The sequence below is a fragment of the Pseudomonas sp. KB_12 genome (genome assembly GCF_052114545.1).
GTDB classification, from domain to species: Bacteria; Pseudomonadota; Gammaproteobacteria; order Pseudomonadales; family Pseudomonadaceae; genus Aquipseudomonas; species Aquipseudomonas brassicacearum.
This window is the reverse complement of record NZ_JBFREY010000014.1, coordinates 1-25,719: the sequence shown is the minus strand read 5'-3', so window position 1 is coordinate 25,719 and position 25,719 is coordinate 1. Positions and strand designations below refer to the sequence as shown.

Below are 25,719 nucleotides of genomic sequence, written 5' to 3'. Positions count from 1 at the left end.
CTTGCTCCCGCTCGGTTGCGCAGCGACCGCAAAGGCTTGGGGCCGCTCCGCAGCCCAGCGGGAGCAAGCTCCCTCGCCACAAAAGCACCACAAAAGCACCACGAACGCAGCGATTGCGCAGATCAGTCTTCGCCAATCTCCACCACGTCGCCATTGAGCCGCACCGGCCACACCCGCAGGCTTTGCTCCGGGTATTCCAGGCAATGGCCGTCTTCCAGGCGGAAATGCTGCTTGTACATCGGCGAGGCAATCACCAGGTCACCCTTGATGCTGCCCAGCAAGCCACGGCCGATGACGTTTGCACCGGACTTGGGGTCGCGGTTGTCGATGGCGTACAGCGGTTTGTCCTGATGCTCGGGCAGGTACAGCAACGCCACTTGGCTACCGTCGTGCCAGGCGACCACGCCAGAGTTGGGCACCAGGTCCTCGCGGCTGCACAGGGCACGCCATTGCAGCGGTTCTTGGGCAACATCGCGGACAGGAATACGAACGACGTTTGACTGGCTCATCAGAGCACCTCCTCGGTAACGGGAATCAGGTGGAGTTCGTGGGCGTGAACCGGCCGACGCTGGCCGCGTTCCCTGACGAAGTGAACATCCGGATCGCCGCGCCCGTCGTTGACGAAGGTGCGGAAACGCTTGAGTTTGTCCGGATCCTTGAGGGCATTGGCCCATTCGCATTCGTAGCGGTCGACCACCAGTTGCATCTGCGCTTCGAGCTCGGCGCCCAGGCCCAGGCTGTCGTTGATGATCACGTCCTTGAGGTAGTCCAGGCCGCCTTCCAGGCTTTCGCGCCAGACCGAGGTCCGTTGCAGTTTGTCGGCGGTGCGGATGTAGAACATCAGGAAGCGGTCGATGTAGCGGATCAGCGTGGCGTCATCCAGGTCCGTGGCGAACAGCTCGGCGTGACGCGGACGCATGCCGCCGTTGCCGGCCACGTAGAGGTTCCAGCCCTTCTCGGTGGCGATCACGCCGACGTCCTTGCTCTGGGCCTCGGCGCACTCGCGTGTGCAACCGGACACCGCGAACTTGAGCTTGTGCGGCGAGCGCAGGCCTTTGTAGCGATCCTCGATGGTCAGGGCCATCTGCACGCTGTCCTGTACGCCGTAGCGGCACCAGGTGCTGCCCACGCAGGATTTCACCGTGCGCGTGGATTTGCCGTAGGCATGCCCGGTTTCGAAACCGGCTTCGATCAACTCGGCCCAGATGTCCGGCAACTGGTGCAACTGGGCGCCGAACAGGTCGATGCGCTGGCCGCCAGTGATCTTGGTGTAGAGGTCGTATTTCTTGGCGACCACGCCGATGGCGATCAGCTTGTCGGCGGTGATTTCCCCACCGGCGATACGCGGTACCACCGAGTAGGTGCCGTTTTTCTGCATGTTCGCCATGAAGGTGTCGTTGGTGTCCTGCAACGGCACCAGGGACGGGTCCATGATCGGCTGGTTCCAGCACGACGCCAGGATCGAGCCCACCGCCGGCTTGCACAGGTCGCAACCGGTGTGACCACGACCGTGCTTGGCCAGCAGTTCGTCGAAGCTGATGATGCCTTCCACCCGCACCAGCGCATACAACTCCTGGCGGGTGTAGGCGAAATGTTCGCACAGGCTCTTGTCGACGCTGACGCCGCGGGCAGTCAACTCATGCTCGAACACTTGCTTGACCAGGGCCGCGCAACCACCACATCCGGTACCGGCCTTGGTGTCGCATTTGAGCTGGCCCAGATCAGTGCAGCCACCGTCGATGGCCGAGCAGATCGAGCCCTTGGTGACGTTGTGGCACGAGCAGAGAGTGGCGGTTTCGGGCAACGCCGCCGGGCCCAGGGTCGGGGCGCCTGCGGATGAGGGCAGGATCAGGCTGGCAGCGTCCTTGGGCAAGGCGATACCGTTCTGCATGTATTGCAGCAAGGTGTCGTAGTAGCTGTTGTCGCCCACCAGCACCGCGCCGATCACACGCTTGCCGTCGGCGGCTACCACCAGTCGCCGGTAGCTGGCGCTGGTTTCGTCGATGAATTGGAAGCTGCGCGACCCCGGGGTGTTGCCATGGGCGTCGCCGATGGAGCCAACGTCCACACCGAGCAACTTGAGCTTGGTCGACATGTCCGCGCCAGTGAAGGCCTCAGCGCTTTCGCCGCACAGCCGGGCCGCGACATTGCGGGCCATTTGGTAGCCCGGGGCGACCAGGCCGAAAATGCTGCCGTTCCAGGCCGCGCATTCGCCGATGGCGTAGATGTCTGGGTCGCTGCTCTGGCAATGGTCGTCGATCACCACGCCACCGCGCGGGCCGATCTGCAGGTCGCTTTGGCGCGCCAAGGCATCCTGGGCACGGATGCCGGCGGAAAACACGATGAGGTCGGTTTCCAGGAAATCGTCGTCACCGAAGTTCATCCGATAACGGTACTGCTCACCGGCGCCGATGGACTGGGTTCCCTTGGACAGGTGCACGCCGACACCCAGCTTCTCGATACGGGCCTTGAGGGCCAAGCCGCCCTGGATATCCAATTGCACCGGCATCAGCCGGGGGGCGAACTCCACCACATGGGCTTCAAGGCCCAGGGTCTTGAGGGCATTGGCCGCTTCCAGCCCCAGCAGGCCCCCGCCGACCACCACACCACGACGGGCATTGCTGGCGGCGGCGCGGATCGCGTCCAAGTCTTCCAGGGTGCGATAGACCAGGCACGAATTGCCTTCGGCGCCTTCAATCGGTGGCACGAACGGGTAGGAACCGGTGGCGAGCACCAGTTTGTCGTAGTGAAGGCGATCATGGGCGGTCACCACTTGATGCGCGTCACGGTCGATTTCCAGCACCGGCACACCCAGGTGCAACGTCACGCCGGGGGTCTGGTACAGCGACGCTTCGCCAAGGGCCAGGGACTCGGCATCGCGGCCCGAGAAGTACTCGGACAGGTGCACACGGTCGTAGGCACGCATCGGCTCTTCGCTGAACACATGCACACGGTAATGATTGAGGGCACCGCGCTCGATCAGTTGCTCGACGCAGTGATGGCCGACCATGCCATTGCCGATCACGATCAGCGTTTGCAGCTTGTTCAGAGAAGCAACGTTGGAATTCATAAAAAGCACCCGACAAAAGCCCATCACGATTTTGAAAGCAAAAAAAAGACGCCTGAAACCTTGCGGTTCCAGGCGTCTTTGCCTGTTCTGTGCGGTATCGGCCCGGCGACTGCGCCCTGACCTACCGTTGTCCCCCGGCCTGCTGGCACTCGATCTTCGTTGACCGACGGGGCTGCCCACTCGACTGTGTTCGCGGTGGGCCTGGGTAGCCTCTTGCAGCGAGCGTGCCAAACCTGCGTCCCCGCTTATTCACGCCCTCCCGTTCACCCACAATCCCCTGTGGGGGCGGGCTTGCCCGCGAAGAGGCCAGCTCAGTCACCGCAAGCCAACCGGCGCCCGCCGCCGTTTCGCAAGCACCGCCAACTGCCTTGCGATGGTGCGATCACCCCGCCTGCAGCTTCATAAAAGTGCAGCCCGCCCTCAGGAGAGGCTTGCTCTCGATATCAGTCGGTCAGTGGGTAAAGATGCCGGATGTGCCGCCGCCATCGCGAGCGAGCTCGCTCCCACAGGGGTAAGTGGTGAGCTTGCTCGCGATAGCGGTGGTTCAGTTTGAGGGGATATTGGCGGTCCTATCCACCATCGCAACGATACTGACCAGCAGTTCTTCCTTCGCCTCGCCAGCGCTGATTTCCCCGCTGGCGGCGGCATTGGACAAGGCCTCCGCCGCTCCCAGCATCGCTCGCAAACCGGCTTGAGTGATGCCCTTCGTGCCGGCGAACGGTTCCAGCACGGCACGGCACTTGTCGAGGAAAATCCCCTCGTATTCGCGCTTGATACGTTCCAGTTCCGGCGAGCTGGTCAACGCCGCGATCACCCCAGGGATCTCTCGGCCCTGCAACAGCACGCATTCGACGTAGGACGAAGCAATCACCGTCGCGCGGCTTTGCAGGGTGGCTTCGCTGGCGTCCAGGGCTGCGTCCATCAACGCGGTCTGGCGGGCGTCGAAATCCTGGTACAGCGCCGCCAGCAACCCGGACCGGGTGATGAAGTGGTCGTAGACGATGGGCTTGGTCACCCCCGCCTGATCCGCCAGCCGGGCCAATGTCAGGGCGTCGCTGCCCTCCTCCCGCACCAGTCGCCAGGCGACATCCAGTAATTGTCGCTGCCGGTCATGCCGGGATAAACGACGACGAGGTGAAGACTGCGGATTTTCGTCAGTGCTTGACATGCTAACTTTACCAACCGTAACTTACTAACCGTAACTTAACCCAGCATACCTGTCTTCCAGACTGCGTGACCAGAAGGAGTTTCGCCATGCATGCACTGATCGTTGTGGCTCACCACGACCCTCGTTCCCTCACCCACAGCCTGGCCGGAAAAATCGCCGAGGGCATCACCCGCGCCAACCCCGCCGATACGTTCGAGATCGCCGACCTGGCCGCCGAAGGCTTCGATCCGCGCTTCAGCTTCGCCGACCATGCCGTTCACCACCGCGAAGCCTTGCCGCCCGCGGATGTGCTGGCCGAACAAGCCAGGATCGATCGTGCCGATACGTTGGTGCTGGTCTATCCGATTTACTGGTGGTCCATGCCGGCGCTGCTCAAGGGCTGGATCGACCGGGTGTTTTCCAACGGCTGGGCATTCGATTTCAGCCTCGACAAGCCGTTTGTCCAACAACTGCAGCACTTGCGGGTGCATCTGGTGGCAGTTGGCGGCGCCGATGCCGACAGCTTCCAGCGCCACGGCTATGGTGAGGCGATGACCACGCAGATCGACCATGGCATTTTCGATTACTGCGGCGCCCGCGTGGTGAGCTCCCAACGTTTGCTCGAATCGGAAACCGTCGATCCGCACCAGCATTTGCAGGCCGCCAGCGTTATCGGCCAGCGGCTGTTCACGACGCTCGACGAGACCACACACGCCGCCACCGCCTGCGCGTGACCTCAGAGTGCTCGACCCTGGGCAGCAGACAGTGTCGCGTCACGAGCATAGATATCCGGGATGTACACCGGCTGGCCCTGGCTGTCCGCTTGTGCTGTCCAGTACCCCAGCAGGATCGGCACGGGCCGGGCCAACCGGAATTCATGGGTCGTCTCGGTAGCCAGCAGCGTATCGGTACGTGCGCGTTCGGCCGGGCTGACCAGCAGGTCGCGCAAGCTCATCACTTGCTCGATCCGCACACAACCTGAACTGAAGGCTCGCGGGCCTTTGCTGAACAGCGCCTGACTCGGGGTGTCATGCAGATACACCGAGAACGGATTGGGAAAGCGGATCGCCATTTTGCCCAACGGGTTCTTCGGACCTGGATCCTGGCGCAGCATGAGGTTGCCCGGATGTTCCCAGTCGATATCTTCCGCCAGCAACGGCTGGCCTTCACTGTCGAGAATCCGCAGGTTGTAGCGGTTGAGAAACTCCGGATCACGGCGGATCTCGGGCAGTTTGTCTTCGCGCATGATGGTTGGGGGGATGGTCCAGGTCGGGTTGAGCGTCAGTCGGGTGACATGGGACTTGAGCAACGGTGTCTGCCGTTGCGCACGGCCCACCTGGGTGCGGGTTTGCCAGACCGGCGCGCCACCTTGGTAAACCGTCAGTTGGGCCGCCGCCACGTTGACCAGGACACTATCGGCCTCCACGTCCTGCGCCAGCCAGCGCATGCGTTCCAGGTTGATGCGCAACTGCTCGCGGCGTATGGCCGGGCTGATGTTCAGCTCGGTCACGGTCCACGGCCCCACCACCCCATCGGCCTGCAGCGAATGCTGGAGCTGGAAGCTCTTCATCGCCTCCACCAGCATGGGACTGTAGTGCTCGTCGGTCACCAGCGGTGGTGTACTCAGGTAACCCTCGTTGAACAGTCGCTGGGCCAGGGCGGGGACGCGGGCGTCCTGCTTGTCCGGTTGCAGTAACGGCCCGCCGGGCACGGGTTGCCAGTTGGATAAAGGTTGTTGCCGCAGGCGGGCATAAAGGCCGCGCAGGTTGCGATAAAGGTCCAGGTTCGGCCGGGCCTGTTCAAAGGCACTGGCGACGTTCTGCAGGCCCAGCCCGGCGATGGCCAGCACCACGGCCGGGTGGTCCTGTGGCGGCGGGTTGGCCTTCCATACCGGTTCCAGCCGGTCTTGGGGCAAATAGCCGAAACGCAGGTCATGCAAGGCTTGCAGGTAGCGCTGGCTGATGGCGATGTCGACACAATGAGCGCCCTGGTCTGCCCCCTGGGCCGGCAGGCTATAGCGGGTTGGATCCAGGCCGTCGTCGGCCAGTTGTTGCAACTGGACCTGCAACGCCATCCGTCGTTCGTCGTCCGTCCAGGCTTGCTGGCCTGCGTTTTGCTGATAGAACGCCTGCAAGTCGAGCAACGTCGGAAAGTCGACACTCGTCGCTACTTTTGGACACGCGACCGCCAATTGCGCCAGGGTGGTCTGCACGAGCGCCGGATCGCTGTCTTCGGCTGTCGCGACCAATGGCGCAGTGAGCAATAAAAGGCTCAGGTAACATGCGGACTTTTTGAACAACTGCTTTACTCCACTCCATGGCCGTCTCGTTGACGGTGAATTTTGCGACAGGTACGACCCGCCATCATGCAAACAAACGAAATCGGACGGGATGCCGCGAACGAACACCATGCTGGAAACGCTTCGCCTGTACAGGGCTTTTTGCGCCGATTCTGTCTGGTCATGCTGGGCCTGGGCGTCATTTGCAGCCCGGCACTGGCCGAAAAGAAGACGAATTCGCAAACGCTTTACAACAGCCTCGCCCACGCAGCGCCGGAACTCAATCCCCTGGCGCTCAAAAGTGCCTTGAGCGCCATGCAATGCGCGGTCGCCAATGGTGCCAGCCAGGCCCGCCACCTGGCGGTCATCGACTACTCGCAACCCTCCACGGCCCGTCGCCTGTGGATCTTCGACCTGCGTCAGCAGAAACTGGTATTGCGTGACCTGGTGGCCCACGGGCAAAAATCCGGGGAAAACTTCGCGACACAATTCTCCAATCGCCTGGGCAGCTATCAATCCAGCCTGGGCCTGTTTCGTACCCAGGAAAGCTACCAGGGCACCCACGGCTATTCGCTGCGCATGGACGGCCTGGAGCCGGGTTTCAATGACCAGGCCCGTGATCGGGCAATCGTGATCCATGCCGCCGACTACGTGAACCCGTTGTGGAGCGTGCGCCAGGGCCGTATCGGGCGCAGCCAGGGCTGCCCTGCCGTACGCCCGCAGGTGGCGCGCCAGGTGATCGACAAGCTCAAGGGCGGTCAATTCATGTTTTCCTGGTACCCGGACCCGGGTTGGCTCAAGCGTTCGGCCTATCTCAACTGCCAGCCGCAACAGGTTGCCAGCATTTTGACTACAAGCGGTAGTTGATGCGGCTGCTTCGCAGCCGAGCGGGAGCAAGCTCCCTCGCCACAGGGATTGCGCCGGGGTGGCCTGCGGTTAAAATGCCGGCCTTTCGAATCCCTGGCGTTGCCTGAATGAATTGCGTAGCCCTTCAAACCCTTCACGCCCATTTGCTGACCGCCCTGGAATCGGCGCCGGAAGAAACCCGGCGCCTGTTCCATGGCCGCGGACGCTGCTGGCCAGGCCTGGAGCAGATCACGGTTGACTGGTTGCAAGGGGTGGTGCTGGTCTCGCTGTTCAAGGAGCCTGAACCGACGCACCTGGACGATTTGATCGCAACACTGCTGGCGCTCACTACGTCGCCGGCCTGGCAACACAGCAAGGCCCATACACTGGCGTTGCAGCACCGCTACCTGCCGCAAAGCCTCACCCAATGGCTGGTGGGCGAACCCATTGACGAATGGACCCTGACCGAAGGTGGCCTGCGCTACCGGATCGATCTGGGCAAGAAGCAGAACAACGGCCTGTTCCTCGACATGCGCTACGGTCGCGACTGGGTGCGGGCCAACGCCAGTGGCAAGCGGGTGCTGAACCTGTTCGCCTATACCTGCGGCTTCTCCGTGGCGGCCATTGCCGGCGGCGCGCAGCATGTGGTCAACCTGGATATGTCCCGTGCGGCCCTGAGCCGAGGCCGCGACAACCATCGCCTGAACGGCCACGACCTGAGCCAGGTAAGTTTCCTCGGCCACGACTTGTTCAAGTCCTGGGGCAAGGTGATCAACAGTGGCCCGTACGACCTGGTGATCATCGATCCGCCGACCTTCCAGAAAGGCAGCTTCCTGCTGACCAAGGATTACCAGCGGGTATTGCGCCGCCTGCCGGAACTGCTGACGGCCCACGGCACAGTCCTGGCCTGCAGCAACGACCCGGCCACCGGCCCGGACTTCCTCATCGACGGCGTTACCCAGCAAGCGCCGGGGCTGGTCTTCGAGAAACGCCTGGAAAATCCGCCGGAATTTCCTGACGTCGATCTGGAGTGTGGCCTCAAGGCCCTGGTCTTCAAGACGACGGCGCCCGTGGCGAGGGAGCTTGCTCCCGCTTGAGTGCGAAGCGCTCACCAAAAGGGGCTGCTACGCAGCCCAGCGGGAGCAAGCGCCCTAGAGACTCAAACCACCAAGGTCAACCACGCCGACACCAGCAGCATCACCGCCATGACCCGATTGAATCGGCCCATCGCCACGGCGGAACGGCAGAACCTGGCGGCGCCGCGGCCCAGGTAGGCCCAGACGGTCATGCACGGGATCGAAATGGCAAAGAACGCCAAGGACAGCCAGAGGACCCGCACGGTGCGGTCGGCCTCCGCCCCCGCGAAGACGCTGACCACCGCCAATGCCATCATCCAGGTTTTCGGGTTCACCAACTGCAAACCGGCAGCCCCCGCCAGGCCCAGCCGCGGGCCTTCGACCGGCCGATCCGGGTCGATGGCCTGGGCCGGGGCGCTGAAAATCTGCCAGGCCATCCAACTCAACCAGGCAATGCCCGCCCAGGAGAGCAGCGTCTGAATCGTGGCATGGCGCGCCAACACGTCTCCCAACCCGGTGCCGACCAGAAGCACCAGCAAGGCCGCCGCCGCGCAGGCGCCGAGGATGATCGGCAAGGTGGTTGCCAGGCCGAAGCGCGAGCTATGGCTCAGCACCAGGATATTGGTCGGGCCCGGGGTGATGGAGGCGACAAACGCGAACAAGGCAAACGGCAGTAACTGGTCCATGGAGCAACATCTCGGTGAATGATCGATGGCTTGATCATCCCCATGAAGCCGTGGTCAGTCTGGAACAATTGAGCAGCGCTTGCGGTAGTCCGCCGGGCTCAGGCGATAGGCGCGCTGGAACCAGCGGCCCAGGTGGCTTTGGTCGGCAAAACCGAGCATGGCCGCCACTGCCACGGCACTCTCGCCACGCGCCAGCAGGCGCCGGGCGCGGGCCAGGCGCAACTGGATCAGATAGGCATGGGGCGCCAGGCCAAAAGCCGCCTTGAACGCGCGGGTCAGGCGGAAACGATCCACGCCGGTGACCTGCGCCAAGTCATCCAGGCCGATGTCTTCGCTCAGGTGACTGTGCAGATAATCCCGGGCCTGCTGCGCCACCAATGGCAGCCGCGGATCCGGGTTGATCCGCGCCCGCCAGTGCAGGTGTTGGGTCAGGTTGGCCAACAGCGTATCGAGGGCCGTCTGGCGCACGATGCGGATCTCCTGCTCGTGCAGGCTCTGGAAGGCCATGGCCGTGGCACTCGCCAGCCGCGCATCGTCGGTCAGGGTCGCGGCAAACCCCAACTGGGCGTTGTCCGGCGCCACGTCGAACAAGGAACGCAATTCGCGCTCCAGCCATTGAGGCTCCAGGTACAACGTGCGGTAGGTAAACCCGTGGTCGTGGGGGGCATTGCCATCATGCAGCTCGCCGGGCTCGAGCAGGAACACTTTGCCCGGCGTGCTGTTGTGCTGCTGGCGGCGGCAATGAAACTGCTGCACGCCCTGCTCGGTCACGCCCACCAGATAGGCGTCATGCCAGTGGGGATCATAGGCATGCCCCTCGAAATGCGCGCGCACGGTCTCGATCCCGGACGTGGCGTCCTGCTTGAGATCGATCCAGTTGCGCGCCGTCATGCCCTATCCCGCTTGGTGAATGTGCTCTTGGCAGATTAACTGCTGATGAGGAGAGTGTCTGGAAGATTTGTGCAAGCCTTGTGGCATTCGGGTCTGCTCGCGATGGCGTTCGGTCTGTAGATGCATCTGTAACTGCCCCACCGCTATCGCGAGCAAGCTCGCCCCCACACTGGATCTTCAGAGGGCAAAAAACTTGTGTTCGGCACAAATCCCTCTGTGGGAGCGAGCTGGCTCGCGATAGCGGTGGGTCAGCTTGCATCAACATTAAATGTGCCACCGTCTTCGCGAGCAAGCTTTGCTCCCACAGATCTAACGGGTGTACGACCGGGAGAGCCAGGTCGGCTGTTAGGCCGCCTCGCGGTGGACGTTGATCTCAGGCGCCCCGTTAACCACGCTGGCCGAACGTAGGCGAGGCACCGAGTGGTGGGCAAAAGCGCTTTGGTTACTTTCGACTGGGCCGGCTTCCGAGCTTTTCGAAAGTGACCCGCTGTAAGAGCGGAACCCTAAGCCGCCGTTACCGCGAAAATGGATATGTACCCGATCAACAAAACCGCCCGATCCCACCTCAGGCATCCGGAGTGATCGCTGGCAACACCGTCTCCACCGCCAAACGAGCCAATTCAGCATCCTGCTCAGCCTTGACCCCTGACACCCCGATGGCACCAATGCACTGGCCGTCATGACGAATGGTCACCCCACCTTCAAGCATCCCCTGCAGGTGCGGAGCGCTGAGAAACGCGTAACGACCACCATTGATCATGTCTTCGAAAACCTTGCTATCACGCCGCCCCATGGCGGCCGTGCGGGCTTTTTCGGTGGCGATATAGGCCGACAACGGCGAGGCATCGTCCAGGCGCAGCAGCCCCAGGGGATGACCACCGTCGTCCACCACACAAACCGACACCGCCCATTGACGCTGGTGAGCCAGCTCCTTGGCCGCCACCAGCAATTGCGCAACGTCCTGCTCAGTCAATACCGCTTTGGTTTTCATGGATCACTCCGTGCTATGCCACAGGAGGCCCGCGAGACAATCAGGCGCCCGCCCAGCAAGCCGAGGAATATTTCCTTCTGCGAACCATAGCGCACATCCAGCGGTTCATTGAAGCCCGGGGGCCGGCGATCTACCGCGGGGGCACGAACATCCATTTCATATCAATGGATCCACCACATCAACCAATTGTCCGTAAACACGGCAAAACCGTTGACAATGAAATTAGTTAAGAGAGTTAATGGATCCACAGACAAGAACAACATCCGCCTGGAGATCCCTCATGTACCCCAAAAATGCCTGGTACGTTGCCTGCACCCCCGATGAAATCGCCGACAAGCCCCTGGGTCGCCAGATCTGTGGTGAGAAGATGGTTTTTTACCGGGGGCATGAAGGCAAGGTCGCGGCGGTGGAAGACTTCTGCCCCCATCGCGGCGCCCCGCTCTCCTTGGGCTACGTCGAAAACGGCAACCTGGTGTGCGGCTATCACGGCTTGGTGATGGGCTGCGACGGCAAGACCGTCGAGATGCCGGGGCAACGGGTACGAGGCTTCCCTTGCAACAAGACCTTTGCGGTACAGGAACGCCATGGGTTCATCTGGGTCTGGCCCGGTGACCAGGCGCAGGCCGACCCGGCGCTGATCCATCATCTGGAATGGGCTGAAAGCGATGAGTGGGCCTACGGTGGCGGCCTGTTCCATATCCAGTGCGACTATCGCCTGATGATCGACAACCTGATGGACCTGACCCACGAAACCTACGTCCATGCCTCGAGCATCGGCCAGAAGGAAATCGACGAGGCGCCGCCGGTGACCACGGTCGACGGCGATGAAGTGGTCACCGCCCGGCACATGGAAAACATCATGCCCCCGCCGTTCTGGCGCATGGCTTTGCGCGGCAACAACCTGGCCGACGACGTGCCGGTGGACCGCTGGCAGATCTGCCGTTTCACCCCGCCCAGCCATGTGCTGATCGAAGTCGGCGTGGCCCATGCTGGCAACGGCGGCTATCACGCCGCGCCGCAATTCAAGGCGTCGAGCATCGTGGTGGATTTCATCACGCCGGAAACCGAGACGTCGATCTGGTACTTCTGGGGCATGGCCCGGCACTTCCAACCACAGGATGACGCCCTCACCGCGTCCATTCGCGAAGGCCAGGGCAAGATTTTCAGCGAAGACCTGGAAATGCTCGAACGCCAGCAGCGCAACCTGCTGGACCATCCCCAACGCAATTTGCTCAAACTCAACATCGACGCTGGCGGCGTACAGTCTCGCCGGGTACTGGAGCGCTGGCTCGCACGGGAACGGGAAGCACAGGCCGGGCTGATCGCCAGCAGCCATCAACCGCAACAGGTGGAGCAACGGTCATGATCGAAGTCCAGGTCGCGGCGCGACACAACGAAGCCCTCGATATCTGCAGCTACGAATTGATGCGTGTCGATGGTCAGCTGTTGCCGGCCTTCACCGCCGGCGCCCATATCGATGTGCACTTGCCTGGCGGGCTGATTCGCCAGTACTCGCTGTGCAACCATCCCGAGGAGCGGCACCGCTACCTCATCGGCGTGCTCAAGGATCCGGCGTCCCGCGGTGGTTCGAGCAGCCTGCATGAGCTGATCCAGCCAAGTATGCGCTTGCATATCAGCGAACCGCGCAACCTGTTCGCTCTCGCCCCGCAAGCCCGGCGCAGCCTGCTGTTTGCCGGAGGCATCGGCATTACGCCGATCCTGTGCATGGCCGAGCACCTGGCCCAGAGCGGCGCGGCGTTCGAGCTGCATTACTGCGCTCGCGCCCGAGACCGTGCAGCCTTTGTCGAGCGCCTGCGCCAGTCTCCTTATGCCGACCGGGTCTTCCTGCATTTCGATGAAGAACCTGAAACCCTGCTGGACGCCGCCAGGGTGCTGGCCGCGCCCAGTGACGACGGGCACCTCTACGTCTGCGGCCCTGGCGGGTTCATGCAACACATTCTCGACACCGCCAAGAGCCAGGGCTGGCAGGAAGCCTGCCTGCACCGCGAATACTTTGCCGCCGCCCCTACCGACACCCGTGCCGATGGCAGTTTTTCGGTCAAGCTGGCCCGCAGCGGCCAAGTGTTCGACGTGCCAGCGGACTGCAGTGTGGTGCAGGCGCTGGAGCGCCATGGCATCGAGATTCCGATCTCCTGCGAACAAGGTGTCTGCGGCACCTGCCTGACCCGTGTGCTGGAAGGTGTGCCTGAGCATCGGGACATGTTTCTGACCGAGGCTGAACAGGCCTGCAACGACCAGTTCACGCCGTGTTGTTCCAGGTCCAAGACACCGATCCTGGTACTCGACCTCTAACACAGGACATTGTGGGAGCGAGCCTGCTCGCGATGGCGTCAGCTCTGCAGTATTGATGGTGACTGACCCACCGCTTTCGCGAGCAAGCTCGCTCCCACAGGGGATTGGTGGTGAATGACAATCCAGCTGTTATCTGCAACCGGGCGGGTTACTCCGAACGCAGAATCACCGTCATCCGCTCGTCAGCCAGCGTCGAGCCGAACACTTCGGCGTAGCGCAGGGTCGCGTTGGCATGCTCGCGCATGATTGCCTCGGCGCGGCCGCTCTGGCGGTTGATCAGGGCGTCGAACACCGAATGGTGTTGCATATGGGCATAGTTGAAGCGGCGAAATTCGCCGGCCATGTTCTGGCGATCCACCGCCAGGGCGGTGACTGAGGCGAATGGCAGATGATCGTTGCGGGCCAGGGCATCGGCAATCGCCGGGTTGTGGCTGCCTTCGACGATCACTTGGTGAAAACGCATGTTGAGGTCGTGATAGACCTCCAGGTCGTCCTCGGTCACATAGCCCTTGGCGAACAGTTCATCGCCCTGCACCAGGCATTGCTCGAGTATCGCGCGGGCCTTTTCAGACAAACCGTGCTCGGCCGTCTGCCGTGCCGCCAGGCCTTCCAGCACGCCACGCACCTCCACCGCTCCGGCGATCTGCTCGGCGCTGACCGAGCGCACCTGGAAACCTCGTCCGCCGAAGCGCACCAGCAACCCTTCCTGCTCCAGGGTGCGGAACGCCATGCGCACCGGCATGCGCGAAACGCCGAACAGCTCGGCCGTGGGGATTTCCATCAAGCGCTCGCCAGCGGCCAACTCGCCCGAGGCGATCATCTTGCGCAGCGCAACCAGCACCGTTTGGCCGGGCTTACTCATCCAGGCGATTCCACAGAAAAGAAGCCGTCATAGTAGAAGGCTTGGCGCAGCGTGTCACGGCAAGGCAGTGGCAGCCAGGCTGGCCGCCACAGCGGGTTGTTCAAATCCCCGCCAACTCGCGCAACTGCGCCAAGGTCTGTTCGTCCAAGCTAATCCCATGCTCATTGGATTTGCTGCGTTCGCGATGGCGACGGTCTCCCGGCAAGCGCCGCAACCCGACGCCATGCATCTGCCTGACCAGTTCCTGGCTGCGCTCGGCAAAGTTTTGCCCGGCGGTCTTGCTCGGGTCGATCACGATCAACAACTGACCGGTCCACGGGGTCTTGGCACCCGGATGGTTGTGCCAGTCGAACTCGAAGGAAAAATTGCCGCCAGTCAGGGCTGCCGCCAGCAACTCGACCATCATCGACAGCGCCGAGCCCTTGTGCCCGCCAAACGGCAAGAGCGCTCCACCTTCGAGAATCGCCTTGGGGTCGCGGGTCGGCTGGCCGAGGCTGTCCACGCCCATTCCTGGAGGCAACAACTCGCCCTTGCGTGCAGCAATCTGTACGTCGCCGTGGGCAATGGCGCTGGTGGCGAGGTCGAAGACAATCGGCTCACCGTCAGCCCGTGGTGCGGCGAAGGCAATGGGGTTGGTGCCGAACAACGGGCGGTCCGCGCCATGGGGCACCACACACGTCATGCTGTTGACCACACTCAACGCCACCAGGCCTTCATAGGCAAACGGCTCGACATCCGGCCAGAGGGCGGCAAAGTGATGGGAGTTGCGAATGGCCAGGATGGCGATACCGGCACTGCGGGCCTTCGCCACCAGCAATGGACGCGCGGCGGCCAGGGCGGGCTGGGCAAACCCGTTGCCGGCGTCCACCGCGACAAACCCTGAAGCGACGTCCTCGACCACTGGCACGGCCTTGCCGTTGACCCAACCGCTGTCGAGCGTCGAGACATAACCGGGAATGCGAAACACCCCGTGGCTGTGGGCGCCGTCACGCTCGGCCCCGGCGCAGTTTTCAGCCAGGCACCGAGCGACTTCGGTCGACGTGCCATGACGCAGGAAAATTTTCTCCAGCAAGCTCACCAGAGCATCGAAAGACAAGGTGCAAGAAGCGGCATGATCGGATGGCGCAGACATCTGAAGCTCCAGAATGATTGTTGGAGGTAGCAACAGCGTAAAGGGACCCGCCGGGTGATTAAACACCGTTTCAGGCGCGCACTGTCAATCCTTGTCCACGGCATCTGCCCGGCCTGGCAGGTCGAACACCAGCATGCGGTAACTATGTACCACCTTTGCTCATTTATCGTTGCCTAGTCTGGTGGCTTCCTCCACGTTCGCGCCGTTTTGAGGCGCCCTGATCGAGAAGCAACGATGCTCACTGAAACCACGCCACTTTTATTTCCCGAGGTATTGCACGCCCATCGCCTGGACGAATTAACCGCCACCCATGGCCTGACGCAGACAGACCTCGACTGGTTGCAGCACATCGCCCTGCCCGGCCACACACAGCGCGCAGCGCAGACACCCTCGATGTTCGCCGAAACCATTCTGTTGCAAGCCGATGAAAAACCGCCCATTGCGCTGGCCGGCTGCTTTGTCCTCAGCACCTCGTCTAACAGCAGCGAAACCAGCACCCACCCGGTGTTCCTCTACACGCCAAGGGGGGGCATCGAAAAATTCGACAACCTGGCATCCGTCGAAGAAAAGATTGACCGGATGCGCCGGGACACTGCGCAACGCGACGACCTGTTTCGTCTCTTGTCGATTTCCCAACGCAGCGAACTGAACAGCACCACCGACATCAGGCAGACCCGGCAACTCATAGAGGAGGATGTTTTCAAGACCCAGCTCGAATCCATCGAGCACGCCCAGAGCCTCAATGCCTTGGCCATGGTGAAGGAACTGATCAAATTGCCCTCGTTAAGATCGATGCTTGACCAGGTATTGAACGAGGCGCTGCCGGACCTGGATCATCGACAGATCCGCGTGGCGTTCACCAAGGAGATTCACCCGCAAGATCCAAAGGCAATCCCGGTGACGGAAAGCATCCCACTGAGCGATGCAGTCCTGGACTACTTCCATCACCAGGGGTGGCGTGCCGGGCATGACATTGATCTGACTCATCCGGGTACGCCCGCATCGTCCTACAGTCCGCAGCAATGGGAAAACATCATAAAAGACATTGCCACAACACTGATTCCAACGCTGATCAGCTGCATCGATGCCTTCTGGGAGGGAAGAGCCGCCTCTTTCTATATGTCACGACGCAAACTTCTATCTCGCGTCATTCACGATGAGTTATGGGCGTCCATCCTGATCGAACGGGAGAAAGGACAACTGACGGATGAGCAGAGTCGTGAGCTGCTTCGGTTATTCCGTCCCTCTCGCCGAGACGAAACGCTGCTGTTCATCGAAACGATTCGACTCTGGGAATATGAACCGAACTACGTGGAGCTTGCCGGCTCCATGATGATCAGCGCCAAGGGGCATTATCTTTATACGCCCCTCGACGGTGTTCAAAAGATAACCAACTATTCGGGCTTCAAGGACAGGTTGTACGGTCAATCCGCAAGCACTGTAGAAAAAGAGAAAATCTATAGCCTCTTGAGCCTGGAAGAGCGTAACCGCTTCCAGCGCTTCGATGAGCCGCAGCTTTCGGGCAAGTCACTGGACTTACCGGTCGCCGAAACCCTGGCAAGCGCGATAATTGAAAAGCAGAAGAACAACTTCCATTACGCATTGGAGATGTCTCGCCAGGCCGATGTCGACATCCACTCGCTCATCGACAAGGCGCTGGATATACGCGCTTTCATCAGCAAGCGACTGTTGGCGCAGCCAACCGCCGGACATTGGGGAACGCGTCCCGCGTTCCATGGGGACCTGCGCCCATCCAATTTCATGGCTGATCAACTGGAAAAAAGGGGCAAGAGCTATACCGATGTGGAAGAGGCTTTCGACAGTCTCTTTCGTCAGTTACCAACGTCCCCCAACGTTTCGCTGCACAACGGGCTCAGGCCGCTACTGGCTGAGCTGACCAGTGTTTTTTCTTTGGGTATCCGCGCCGAGGCCGAACTCAGGGAGCTTGGTTCGAGTCTGCCGTCGATTGCAAATAATCTGATCAGAACAGTTTTCGTCTACGACCCAGACTACCCGGACCGCGCGCAACGCAAAACGGTCAGGGGCTTTCGGCCGGATGTCTATTCGTTGACGCTCGCCTGTGGCGATGAAGGCCGAACGGTCCTGCTGCCACTCGCCAATTGTTTTTTATTAACCGAGCGTGGGGGGCTAGATACTCCCCACTCAGGCATGGCGATCCTTTGGACACCTGCCGATGGCTTGCGGGCTTTTCCTTCCGTAGAGGTGACCACCCGGCAATTGAATCAAGATCTGCTCGACTCCCAAAGACGCTTTGCATTGCTTGAAAATTTACCGGTCACTCAACGCCTGCCCCATAGGCGCTACCAACTCCAGGCCTATGAATTGATCGACGACAACGTACTGATCAATCGGATGAGTTCGTTTATCAAATACTTTGAGGCCGAGTATGGCTATCTGAGCACATTAAAAACCGGTGATTGGCAACTGACCGGATCGGCATTGGTCAACAGTCTTCAGGCGCTCCTGAACAAAGGCGCCCCCACCAATCTGAAACGCGCTACCGCTATCGCTCAGGCAAATGAACGCCAACAGAAACTACCTGCCTGGCTTGGCACTGCGTCCCTTGAAGAAAAACGCCTGCACGTAGAAGTGCTTGAGCAATATAAAAACAGCGTGTCCGATGGCAAGGATTACCTGGACGGTATCGAGCCCCTGCGCACCTATGTGCATAAAACACTGCAAACGCTATTGGACGCGCGCTTTCCTCAGAAAAACCTGAACCCCGAAACGATCCAGATCACGCCCAACCTCGCGATCGTGGGACCGGCCAGCTCGCTGACCGATTTTGCGTTGAATCACATCGAGGTGACCGAAAAGGGTTTCAAGGTTTCGTCAACATCCACGCAGCCGTTGCCCGATGGTTTGAGCGAGACCGCCGTACGGCAAATGTTGTCGTCGCTGGATATCCCTACCACCTATAAAAAACATGTAACCCAAGCACTTTCCGGCAGCATTGTGGATGTCCAGCCGAGAAAGCGGCGCTTTCGGCAACAGTTGCCATGGCAATTGTTGCAGTACGCTCACGCACGGTATCTCCAGCAACACCTTTCCCCTCCGGCATTCGATCTGTTCCGGCAAGTCATGGACATGCCGGACGCCATCGCTCGTCAAGCGGTCGAGGGCGTCAGCGCATTCTTCCGCCCTTTGGAGCTGATCAAAACCGAAGGCGGTGCTGCGATCAAAGCATTGGGGCTTTACCTGTTCAGTTCGGCTACCGATGCAACCAGCCCTCACGTCCTGTATTCGCCCTACCATGACGGCGAGCTGTTACAGGAGTTCAAGGATGAAGCGAGCATCGTCGCGGCATTCAATACGCCCGGCGCACTCCAGGATTTGTTGATTCGCCGGCTTCCCCAGGACCAACAAGCCACGTTCAAAAATCTCTTCGCAGCCACGCGCGGAAAACAATCGGAAATGACCCTCGGCTTCAGCCCCATCAATACAAATATTCTGCATACGCTGTATGACGACAACACAGCGTTGCTGGCAGATATGTTGACCGCGCAAAACCAGGACCATCGTCAGTCCGATTGGGCAACGGTGCTGCATCTGTTCAGCTCCGGGGTCAGGATGTTGGGAAGACAGTTACCGGCCAAACTGACTTTCCTGGAAACGCTCTGGGAGAGTTATCAGGACTTCAGGGGCTCAGCCGAAGCCTTGCAACAGCATGACTGGAAAACAGGCCTGCACAATTTTATCGCAGGCGCCGCGGAGATGGTCTTGCTTGGCTTCTTGAACCGCGAGGATACATTCGGTCTTCTCGACCCTATCGGACCGGCTTCTGGAAGCGCTACACCCGCGACAAACTGGAAGGACATCGCGTGCACGGCTCCGATGCGCACCGACCTCCAGGTCTTCGAAGCCTCGGACGTCAGCCTCTCGAATCTTCAACTGAACCTGAGCGACGGGATCTATAAGGTCGCGGCGAATGGCAAGTCTTTTATCCCACTCGCCGGCAAGGTCTATCAAGTGGCAAAAGCCGGCCAGACCTGGCGAATCATTCACGAACACGGTGAAGGGCCTTTATTGAAAAAGTCCCCGGACGGCCGGACATGGGAAATCGACCCGCAACGCCAAACCATTCGATTCGGCAAGGCCGGGTCGAAGATGGCCATCACCTATAGCGACTTCAAGGCCAAAGGTTCGTTGAACATTGAGGCACGGGGCATGGCCGAGATACGCAGGAAATATCCGTACCGGGCAAATGCGATCGTGCAGGCACTGGAGACCGCGAGGTTCTACTCATCCAACGCCCTTCACAACTTCGAGCAATTCAAGCGACAACCACTTGCGGGCTCTCGGCTGGATCATTTCCTGAGATTGTTTTTTGGGGTCAACAGCGTCGACGCCCGTCTTATCAGCAAAATTGAGGCGGCGATTTCACCGATATGCCAAGCATTGGCCAACCCCTCCTGGGCACAACAGAATGCGGACCGCATCATTGTCGGCAGCCTTAAACAGCTGGGAGATAGAGCCACAGCCTTTGTGCTCGAACCAGCAGCCGTCGGGAGAATTTATATCACCCAGTTTTTCTTCGACATGGGATTGGATTGGTATAGATCCGTTGTACCGGAATCCTTCAATGTCGACGCTCATGCCCAGGGAGCGACGTTCATCCATGAAGTCTCCCATCAGCTTTTCAATACAGTCGATATCATCTACCTGGATGCGGCACTGCCGTTCCTGGACTTGATTTCAACAGCCACTCATCTAGGAAGGGAGAAATATGAAACGCAAAAAGGACTGCAACAGGATGGGCTTTCGTTGAGCACCCCGAAATCGAAATTGTTTACGCAATGGGATGATAAAGACAATACGTACAAAAGCATGGAGCATGTATTTGGATACAGGGAGACGGCTCGGGAGGTCCTGAAAATAACCGGCGCCAAAAACATGAACGAAGCGCGTGACGCGTTCCTCGACCCGCTTTTGCCGGAGAAGCGCATCGACGTCATACTTCGCAACGCAGACTCGCTCACACTCTTGATTTGTGAATTGGGACGCCAACTCGACCCCACTCCATCACAGCAAATTACCCTGCCGTAAAGGGTTTGGGTGGTTGATCTTTTTTTCACGCAATGTATGCGACGGTAGGCGACAACGAGTGCTTGAGTAAAAAAACAGGCTCATTGATGCGTAAACGCCATGACGGTTGTTCTCGGCAGCTCATGCCGAAGGTTAGAATGCGGCAAACCAGGAAGAGTCAATGACCGAACATCCCCTCTCGGAAGCCGAATACGACGCCATTACCGATGCCGCTGCCCATTGGTGCATGCGCTTGCATGCCGCCGATTGCACCGATGCCGAACGGCAGGCGTTCAAGCGATGGCACGATGCCGAACCCCTGCATGCTTTCGAATACGAAGCCATGCTGGAGATCTGGGCTGTTGCCGATCATCTGCCGCGTGTCGAGGCAACGCCGACTGCTCGAGTACGCCGCACCCGGTCGCGCTGGAGCCGGTTGGCGGTCGCCGCTGCGGTGTTAGTAGTGGGCATGCCCCTGGCCGCTTACACCGGCTGGAACCTGGGCTGGGTTGCCAATTCCTACCAGCGCTTCGAAGCGGGCGCCAGCGTACGTCATGTCACCCTGGGTGACGGCAGCCAGGTCGAACTCAACCTTGGCAGTGAGCTGGTATTTGCCAACTACAAAAACGAACGCCGGGTGACGCTGAAAAAGGGTGAGGCGTTTTTTGACGTCAGTCATGACAAACAGCACCCGTTTGTCGTTCGGGCCGGCCAAGGCCAGGTGCGTGTGACCGGAACACGCTTCAACGTATGGATGTACCAGGACCAGGTACGGATCACGCTACTGGAGGGCTCGGTGAGGGTAACCAGCAACCAGGCTCTCACCCGTGACGGCCTGCCGCTTTCCCCGGGCATGCAAGCCAGCTACAAGGCGGGCGACCAACAACCACAAGTTCGTGATACAGACGCCAATGACAGTTCGCTGGCGTGGCGCAACGGCAAGCTGGTGCTGGATAACCTTGCCCTGAGCGATGCACTGCCGCTGATCAACCGCTACCTTGACCGCCCCGTCATGCTGGCCGACAACAGCACCGGTGGCCTGCGTATCGGTGGTGTCTACAACATCAGCGAAGTACAGAACCTGGTGCCTTCGCTGCCCAAAGTCCTGCCGGTCTACCTGACCCAGAACAAGGATGGCAACCCGGTCCTCAACTCCGTCGGGCAACGGCCGGCCACTAACTGAAAGCTTTTCTCTGTGGGAACAAAGCTTGCTCGCGATAGCGCCAGGTCAGCTTGCCTCGATGTTGAATGTACCGCCGTCATCGCGAGCAGGCTCGCTCCCACAAATAGGATCGGTGCCTGCCTGCGGTTTCCCGGCCAACACAAATCCCCTGTGGGAGCGAGCTTGCTCGCGAAAGCGCCGGGTCAGCTTGCCTCGATGTTGAATGTGCCGCCGTCATCGCGAGCAGGCTCGCTCCCACAAATAAGATCGGTGCCAGCCTGCGGTTTCCCGGCCAACACAAATCCCCTGTGGGAGCGAGCTTGCTCGCGAAAGCGCCGGGTCAGCCGACTGCTCACCAGCAGCTATTGCGTCGCCACCCTGCCCGTCTCATCACGCTCGCGGATAATCAACGCCTGATAGTGCGGATCGGCTTTGATCTGCTGTTCGGTGAATGGCAGCACACTCCACTGCTTCTGCGAAAAGGCCTGGGTCTGGTCCGCCGAATAGGGCGATGCCGGGTCGCTGGAGAGGGAGAATGCCAGCAACCCCTGGGCCTGCGGACCTTTGCCGTCAAACGTCACCACTTGCAGATAACTGGTCCCGCTGACCACCTCCCGTTTGCCGTTCGCCCCGGGCACACTCTGGATCGCGTTGTAGATGCCCAGCTCCCCGGGACCGCCGTGAATCGGTGTCTGTCGGCCGCCGCTGCTGGCCACCTGGAGGTCTTGCCATTGGCTGTCCTTCGACAAGCCGGCGACCTTCACCGTCTCCACCGAAGCCAGCATGGCATCGCGCACGGCCTTGAGCACGGCTGGCCGCTCGATCGCCAGGCCACGCGGTGTGTGTTGCGGGTCTTTGGGGTCGAACGCGACGCGCCATGAATCAGGCACCGCCTGCAACCGGTCCATGATGTGCTGGAAATGCACGAACCCCAGTCCGCTCTTCAGGCCGGCCTTGCGATCCCAGGCCTTGAGGCTGGCACACGCCTCGACCAATGCCGAAGCGTCAGCCCCCAGGTCACCGGCGCACACGCCGAGCAGGTCCGGCATCACCTGGTCAGCCAGGTAAACCTGATCGTCCATGACCATGCGCTGCAAATCCTCAACCTTCACCGGCCCGCTCTTGGCCAATTGGCCGATCCGGTCCAGCGCAAAACGCGACCGCAGTCCCAGGGGCTGGCCTTGCTGGCTGATCAACGGGGAGTAACCGGACAGCGGCTGCGCAGGGTTGACCATCCAGGCCGAATCGTTGGAGTTCTGCACATAATCGCGGCGCAGCAACTGCGGAAGCCTGTCGGCGGCATAGGTGCCTTTTTGCACGGCTTTGGAATCGATGCCCCAGGCACACTCGCTGCGAGAGCCGTCCAGCACGATCAGTCGCAACCCGGCCCGAGGATCGCTGCACCGGGCCAGCTTCTCGGCGTTGACGTTCGGCACCACCGACACGTTCATGTAAAGGCTTTGCCCCTGGTCGTCCACCGCCAGGGTATTGACCCAGGGAATACCCTGGATCTTATGGACGGCGTCCTGCAGATCCTTGAGCGTGACCGCCTTGTTCATGGCGTACCACTGCGCCAGCACACGATCGTTTTCCAGGTTCGCGTCCCGCAGGCTGTAGGCGAACCGGTTATCCCAGTCCAGCCGGCCAGGCCATTGCACAATCGGGCCGAACTGCGAGCCATAGACCACTCGGGAAATCGTCTGCACCTGGCCGTCAGGTTGCTTGACGTCCACCGCAACCGTCTGCTGGTTCATCGGCACAGACTTGCCGTCGAGCAGATAGCGGGTCGGGTCCTTGGGGTCGAGTTGCAGGCGGTACAGGGTGAAATGCTTCGAGCTGTCGACGGTGTGGGTCCAGGCCAGGTGCTGGCTGAAACCGATGTTGATCATCGGCAGACCTGGCAGCGCCGCGCCCATGACGTCCAGCTTGCCGGGAATGGTCAGGTGCATCTGGTAGAAACGCATGCCGCCCAGCCACGGAAAATGGGGGTTCGCCAGCAACATCCCGCGGCCGTTGAACGAGCGCTCGCTGCCGATGGCCAGTGCATTGCTGCCACGCTCCAGGGCAAAACGCTGCTGCCGGGTTGCGGCGGCCGCGAAACCGGTGACCGGGGTGCCCCCAAGCGCGGTCGCCTGGGGCGGTTGCGCGCCGGCCAGGGCCTCGGCGAACTGGCCGACGCCGCCTTCCACCAACAACCGACGGGTCAACTTGACCAGGTCCAGCGCCGTGATCGGCCGCACCCACTCACTGGCGCATTGTTCGGGCAGGCCTTTGGCCTTGCGCTCGACCAGCGCACGGTTGTAACCCGCCACGTAGCCTTCGACCAGTTGTTGCACTTGAGGCGTCTGGGCCTGCCAGAAACCGGAAACCGCTTGCGGCGTGTTGAGCCAGCTGAAGAACAGATCGCTGACGCGGTTCTCCCGCTGCTCGACCGTGACCTGCTCCGGCCCAAAATAGCGCGAGCGTTGGGCGTTCACCGTGACAATCTCGTTTGCCAACAGGCACAGGTTGTCCTGGGCATAGGCATAGCCGATGCCATAACCCAGCCCGCGTTCATCCTGGGCCCGGATATGCGGTACGCCAAAACGGGTTCGACGGATTTCGGCACTGGCCTGCTGCCCATCGTCTTGCGCATTGACCACGGGGCTGAGCCCGAGGGCGATCCCCAGAAAAGCGCCTGCGAGGCCAATCCTCGATAACTGCCCGGACATTCTCACATTCACTCCTGATAAAACTTCAGAAACCAGGACGGCTACCGGTGCGACAGAAGACAAACACTCGACCCGCCTGGGAAATCACATGCCGCTTGCTGAACCGGAATGTGCCTACCTTGAAAACGAACCGGATGAAAAAAAATTAATGGCTGGCGGCCTTTTGAATGTGGGGGTTTGACGCAGCAAAGGCATTTTTTTCACATCATGGTCCTCATGATTGTGCGTCCTCGTTCGTCCTATTACAGGAGAGTATCCGTGACCTTTTCTGATCAGGCTGGTAAGGAGTTTTTGCATGCGTAACGCGCAACTGCCCATGGAGGGCAAGCCAAGGGCGACCGGCGTCTCGCTGAGCGCCCCCCACCGTGTATTCGACAGGCCGGCGGAGCGAGGCGGCAATGACCACATCAGGCGCTTGCTCAAGAGCTTCGGGCTCAGGACCAGCCTGATTCGCCTCAAAGTCATCGACGCGCTGCTCAAGGCCGCCCAGGAAAACCGCCCCTTGGGCGTGCGCGGGGTGCACAGCCAGTTGTTGGGGCTGGACATTCCATTGTCCTTTCTCAGCGTGCGCGAGGTGTTGAAGCGCTTGTGCAGCGAGGGCGTCGTTACTCTCAACCCGGATAAAAGCTACTGCCTGCACCCCCGTGCGATGGCCGTGCTTGAGGCCGAGGATTGAAGCCGGCGCTCAGGACTTGACCTTGCGCCGCATGACGCCGTTGATCACCACCACGATGACCGCCACGGCGATGGCGATGTATTGAAACAGCTGCTCGCTGATCATGCCCTTGCCTTGCATCCACGACAGCCCAAGCATGATTGCCAGGACGACGAGGACGATCAGAATCGAGTATTTCAAACGTTGTGAATGAGTCATTACCAATTTCCTGAATGTATCCGTTCTGTATCCGAAGGCTCGCCAAGCCCATACCCTATTGCGGGAATGGCGGGCTGCCAACGGGGTCCCATGGTACAGCCGAAGAAGCGTATTCGCGCAACCGCGGCGGTTAATCATGAGGAATTATGTATGTTTCGTCGTATCAGCCTATCAACAGCCTGAGCACCCAGATCGCCACCGCCGCCGAGCAACAGAGCGCGGTGACCGAGGAAATCAATCGCAGCATGGTGCAAATCCGTCACATGGTGGAGGAGCTGGTGGACGGCGACCTGGCCAGTGAGGCCAATACCCGGCAATTGCTGGAAGCCAACACGCGGGTGAATGCGATCATGGGGCGGTTCAAGGTGCGCTGAGGCGTCGCCATTCTCCTGTGGGAGCGAGCTTGCTCGCGATAGCGGCCTGACAGTTGGCCCGGGGGGTTGTTGACTGGGTACATATCCATTGCTGCGGTAACGGCGGCTTATGGTTCCGCTCTTACAGCGGGTCACTTTTGGAAGAGCGCCAAAAGTAACCAAAAGCGCTTTGCCCCACCACTCGGCACCTCGCCTAGGCTCGGTGTGCCCTCACTCCGGCATTGCTCCGTGGGCCGCCGCGAAGGGCCATCCATGGCCCA

19 protein-coding genes and 1 pseudogene are annotated in these 25,719 nt (G+C 60.6%); 9 read left to right on the top strand and 11 right to left on the bottom strand.

Translation table 11 applies throughout. From position 1 onward, the window contains the following. Positions 1–122: 122 nt before the first annotated feature. The 3 genes from nirD to AB4Z20_RS13360 form a co-directional block, all read right to left on the bottom strand. A complete protein-coding gene (gene nirD, locus AB4Z20_RS13370; RefSeq protein WP_003202074.1) occupies positions 123–509 on the bottom strand; it encodes a nitrite reductase small subunit NirD in 387 nt (128 codons plus the stop codon). Then, positions 509–3,070, bottom strand: a complete 2,562-nt coding sequence (nirB, locus tag AB4Z20_RS13365) for a nitrite reductase large subunit NirB (protein WP_442090068.1) — start codon at positions 3,068–3,070, stop codon at positions 509–511. The genes nirD and nirB overlap by 1 nt, the downstream gene beginning before the upstream one ends. 544 nt (positions 3,071–3,614) lie before the next feature. Further along, positions 3,615–4,238: a TetR/AcrR family transcriptional regulator gene (locus tag AB4Z20_RS13360; protein WP_253475006.1), complete on the bottom strand. Its 624-nt coding sequence runs from the start codon at positions 4,236–4,238 to the stop codon at positions 3,615–3,617. Positions 4,239–4,324: 86 nt separating this feature from the next. Here AB4Z20_RS13360 and AB4Z20_RS13355 point away from each other — a divergent pair, with 86 nt between their 5' ends. After that, positions 4,325–4,951, top strand: a complete 627-nt coding sequence (locus AB4Z20_RS13355; RefSeq protein WP_053179926.1) for an NAD(P)H-dependent oxidoreductase — start codon at positions 4,325–4,327, stop codon at positions 4,949–4,951. A 2-nt stretch (positions 4,952–4,953) separates the two neighbouring features. Here the strand turns inward: AB4Z20_RS13355 and AB4Z20_RS13350 are convergent, their stop codons facing one another. Continuing rightward, a complete protein-coding gene (locus tag AB4Z20_RS13350) occupies positions 4,954–6,516 on the bottom strand; it encodes a L,D-transpeptidase family protein (RefSeq protein WP_442090067.1) in 1,563 nt (520 codons plus the stop codon). 162 nt (positions 6,517–6,678) lie between these two features. Between AB4Z20_RS13350 and AB4Z20_RS13345 the strand changes: the two genes are divergently transcribed. Both AB4Z20_RS13345 and AB4Z20_RS13340 read left to right on the top strand, forming a co-directional pair. Further along, positions 6,679–7,362 (top strand): murein L,D-transpeptidase catalytic domain family protein, encoded by a 684-nt coding sequence (locus AB4Z20_RS13345; RefSeq protein WP_442090113.1) that lies wholly within the window; start codon positions 6,679–6,681, stop codon positions 7,360–7,362. A gap of 107 nt (positions 7,363–7,469) precedes the next feature. Continuing rightward, positions 7,470–8,438, top strand: coding sequence for a class I SAM-dependent methyltransferase (locus AB4Z20_RS13340; RefSeq protein ID WP_442090066.1), 969 nt, complete (start codon positions 7,470–7,472; stop codon positions 8,436–8,438). 62 nt (positions 8,439–8,500) lie between these two features. On the opposite strand, the gene AB4Z20_RS13335 is transcribed toward AB4Z20_RS13340, so the two are convergent. The 3 genes from AB4Z20_RS13335 to AB4Z20_RS13325 form a co-directional block, all read right to left on the bottom strand. After that, the gene (locus AB4Z20_RS13335) at positions 8,501–9,103 is read right to left on the bottom strand and encodes a LysE family translocator (RefSeq protein ID WP_253475015.1); all 603 of its coding nucleotides are present in this window, start codon (positions 9,101–9,103) and stop codon (positions 8,501–8,503) included. Positions 9,104–9,157: 54 nt separating this feature from the next. After that, positions 9,158–9,994 carry an AraC family transcriptional regulator gene (locus AB4Z20_RS13330; RefSeq protein ID WP_018610404.1) on the bottom strand — a complete coding sequence of 279 codons (837 nt, stop codon included), beginning with the start codon at positions 9,992–9,994 and terminating at the stop codon, positions 9,158–9,160. Positions 9,995–10,559: 565 nt separating this feature from the next. Continuing rightward, entirely contained in the window at positions 10,560–10,985 is a 426-nt protein-coding gene (locus tag AB4Z20_RS13325; RefSeq protein WP_003202104.1) for a GlcG/HbpS family heme-binding protein, read from the bottom strand. A gap of 280 nt (positions 10,986–11,265) precedes the next feature. Between AB4Z20_RS13325 and AB4Z20_RS13320 the strand changes: the two genes are divergently transcribed. Both AB4Z20_RS13320 and AB4Z20_RS13315 read left to right on the top strand, forming a co-directional pair. Beyond that, on the top strand, positions 11,266–12,351 hold the full coding sequence (locus tag AB4Z20_RS13320; RefSeq protein WP_253475018.1) for an aromatic ring-hydroxylating oxygenase subunit alpha: 1,086 nt from the start codon (positions 11,266–11,268) through the stop codon (positions 12,349–12,351). Continuing rightward, positions 12,348–13,298 carry a PDR/VanB family oxidoreductase gene (locus AB4Z20_RS13315; protein ID WP_253475021.1) on the top strand — a complete coding sequence of 317 codons (951 nt, stop codon included), beginning with the start codon at positions 12,348–12,350 and terminating at the stop codon, positions 13,296–13,298. Before AB4Z20_RS13320 ends, AB4Z20_RS13315 begins: the two co-directional genes overlap by 4 nt. A gap of 148 nt (positions 13,299–13,446) precedes the next feature. On the opposite strand, the gene AB4Z20_RS13310 is transcribed toward AB4Z20_RS13315, so the two are convergent. Then, the gene (locus AB4Z20_RS13310; RefSeq protein WP_057450680.1) at positions 13,447–14,160 is read right to left on the bottom strand and encodes a GntR family transcriptional regulator; all 714 of its coding nucleotides are present in this window, start codon (positions 14,158–14,160) and stop codon (positions 13,447–13,449) included. A gap of 100 nt (positions 14,161–14,260) precedes the next feature. Next, complete coding sequence (locus tag AB4Z20_RS13305; RefSeq protein ID WP_214510341.1) at positions 14,261–15,292, bottom strand: Ldh family oxidoreductase; 1,032 nt, start codon at positions 15,290–15,292, stop codon at positions 14,261–14,263. 234 nt (positions 15,293–15,526) lie between these two features. On the opposite strand from AB4Z20_RS13305, the gene AB4Z20_RS13300 reads away from it, so the two are divergent. After that, positions 15,527–20,359 (top strand): dermonecrotic toxin domain-containing protein, encoded by a 4,833-nt coding sequence (locus AB4Z20_RS13300; RefSeq protein WP_442090065.1) that lies wholly within the window; start codon positions 15,527–15,529, stop codon positions 20,357–20,359. Positions 20,360–20,519: 160 nt separating this feature from the next. Continuing rightward, positions 20,520–21,521 (top strand): FecR family protein, encoded by a 1,002-nt coding sequence (locus AB4Z20_RS13295; protein ID WP_320388660.1) that lies wholly within the window; start codon positions 20,520–20,522, stop codon positions 21,519–21,521. Between the two features lie 341 nt (positions 21,522–21,862). Here AB4Z20_RS13295 and pvdQ read toward each other — a convergent pair whose 3' ends face one another. Further along, entirely contained in the window at positions 21,863–24,211 is a 2,349-nt protein-coding gene (gene pvdQ / locus AB4Z20_RS13290; protein WP_258688105.1) for a bifunctional acylase PvdQ, read from the bottom strand. Positions 24,212–24,506: 295 nt separating this feature from the next. Between pvdQ and AB4Z20_RS13285 the strand changes: the two genes are divergently transcribed. Next, positions 24,507–24,887: a fe2+ zn2+ uptake regulation protein gene (locus AB4Z20_RS13285; protein ID WP_253475038.1), complete on the top strand. Its 381-nt coding sequence runs from the start codon at positions 24,507–24,509 to the stop codon at positions 24,885–24,887. A 9-nt stretch (positions 24,888–24,896) separates the two neighbouring features. Here AB4Z20_RS13285 and AB4Z20_RS13280 read toward each other — a convergent pair whose 3' ends face one another. Then, the gene (locus AB4Z20_RS13280) at positions 24,897–25,085 is read right to left on the bottom strand and encodes a hypothetical protein (protein WP_003202135.1); all 189 of its coding nucleotides are present in this window, start codon (positions 25,083–25,085) and stop codon (positions 24,897–24,899) included. 158 nt (positions 25,086–25,243) lie between these two features. Between AB4Z20_RS13280 and AB4Z20_RS13275 the strand changes: the two are divergent. After that, positions 25,244–25,459 (top strand): annotated as a pseudogene (locus AB4Z20_RS13275) (methyl-accepting chemotaxis protein); the annotation flags it as partial. Between the last annotated feature and the right edge of the window lie 260 nt (positions 25,460–25,719).

Excerpts from the sequence above, each read along its gene's own strand:
- AB4Z20_RS13295 (WP_320388660.1), top strand. The coding sequence starts at position 20,520 with ATGACCGAACATCCCCTCTCGGAAGCCGAATACGACGCCATTACCGAT.
- AB4Z20_RS13355 (WP_053179926.1), top strand. The coding sequence starts at position 4,325 with ATGCATGCACTGATCGTTGTGGCTCACCACGACCCTCGTTCCCTCACC.
- nirB (WP_442090068.1), bottom strand. The coding sequence starts at position 3,070 with ATGAATTCCAACGTTGCTTCTCTGAACAAGCTGCAAACGCTGATCGTG.
- nirD (WP_003202074.1), bottom strand. The coding sequence starts at position 509 with ATGAGCCAGTCAAACGTCGTTCGTATTCCTGTCCGCGATGTTGCCCAA.
- AB4Z20_RS13330 (WP_018610404.1), bottom strand. The coding sequence starts at position 9,994 with ATGACGGCGCGCAACTGGATCGATCTCAAGCAGGACGCCACGTCCGGG.
- pvdQ (WP_258688105.1), bottom strand. The coding sequence starts at position 24,211 with ATGTCCGGGCAGTTATCGAGGATTGGCCTCGCAGGCGCTTTTCTGGGG.
- AB4Z20_RS13300 (WP_442090065.1), top strand. The coding sequence starts at position 15,527 with ATGCTCACTGAAACCACGCCACTTTTATTTCCCGAGGTATTGCACGCC.
- AB4Z20_RS13305 (WP_214510341.1), bottom strand. The coding sequence starts at position 15,292 with ATGTCTGCGCCATCCGATCATGCCGCTTCTTGCACCTTGTCTTTCGAT.
- AB4Z20_RS13335 (WP_253475015.1), bottom strand. The coding sequence starts at position 9,103 with ATGGACCAGTTACTGCCGTTTGCCTTGTTCGCGTTTGTCGCCTCCATC.
- AB4Z20_RS13310 (WP_057450680.1), bottom strand. The coding sequence starts at position 14,160 with ATGAGTAAGCCCGGCCAAACGGTGCTGGTTGCGCTGCGCAAGATGATC.
- AB4Z20_RS13320 (WP_253475018.1), top strand. The coding sequence starts at position 11,266 with ATGTACCCCAAAAATGCCTGGTACGTTGCCTGCACCCCCGATGAAATC.
- AB4Z20_RS13285 (WP_253475038.1), top strand. The coding sequence starts at position 24,507 with ATGCGTAACGCGCAACTGCCCATGGAGGGCAAGCCAAGGGCGACCGGC.
- AB4Z20_RS13315 (WP_253475021.1), top strand. The coding sequence starts at position 12,348 with ATGATCGAAGTCCAGGTCGCGGCGCGACACAACGAAGCCCTCGATATC.
- AB4Z20_RS13360 (WP_253475006.1), bottom strand. The coding sequence starts at position 4,238 with ATGTCAAGCACTGACGAAAATCCGCAGTCTTCACCTCGTCGTCGTTTA.
- AB4Z20_RS13340 (WP_442090066.1), top strand. The coding sequence starts at position 7,470 with ATGAATTGCGTAGCCCTTCAAACCCTTCACGCCCATTTGCTGACCGCC.
- AB4Z20_RS13345 (WP_442090113.1), top strand. The coding sequence starts at position 6,679 with ATGCTGGGCCTGGGCGTCATTTGCAGCCCGGCACTGGCCGAAAAGAAG.
- AB4Z20_RS13325 (WP_003202104.1), bottom strand. The coding sequence starts at position 10,985 with ATGAAAACCAAAGCGGTATTGACTGAGCAGGACGTTGCGCAATTGCTG.
- AB4Z20_RS13280 (WP_003202135.1), bottom strand. The coding sequence starts at position 25,085 with ATGACTCATTCACAACGTTTGAAATACTCGATTCTGATCGTCCTCGTC.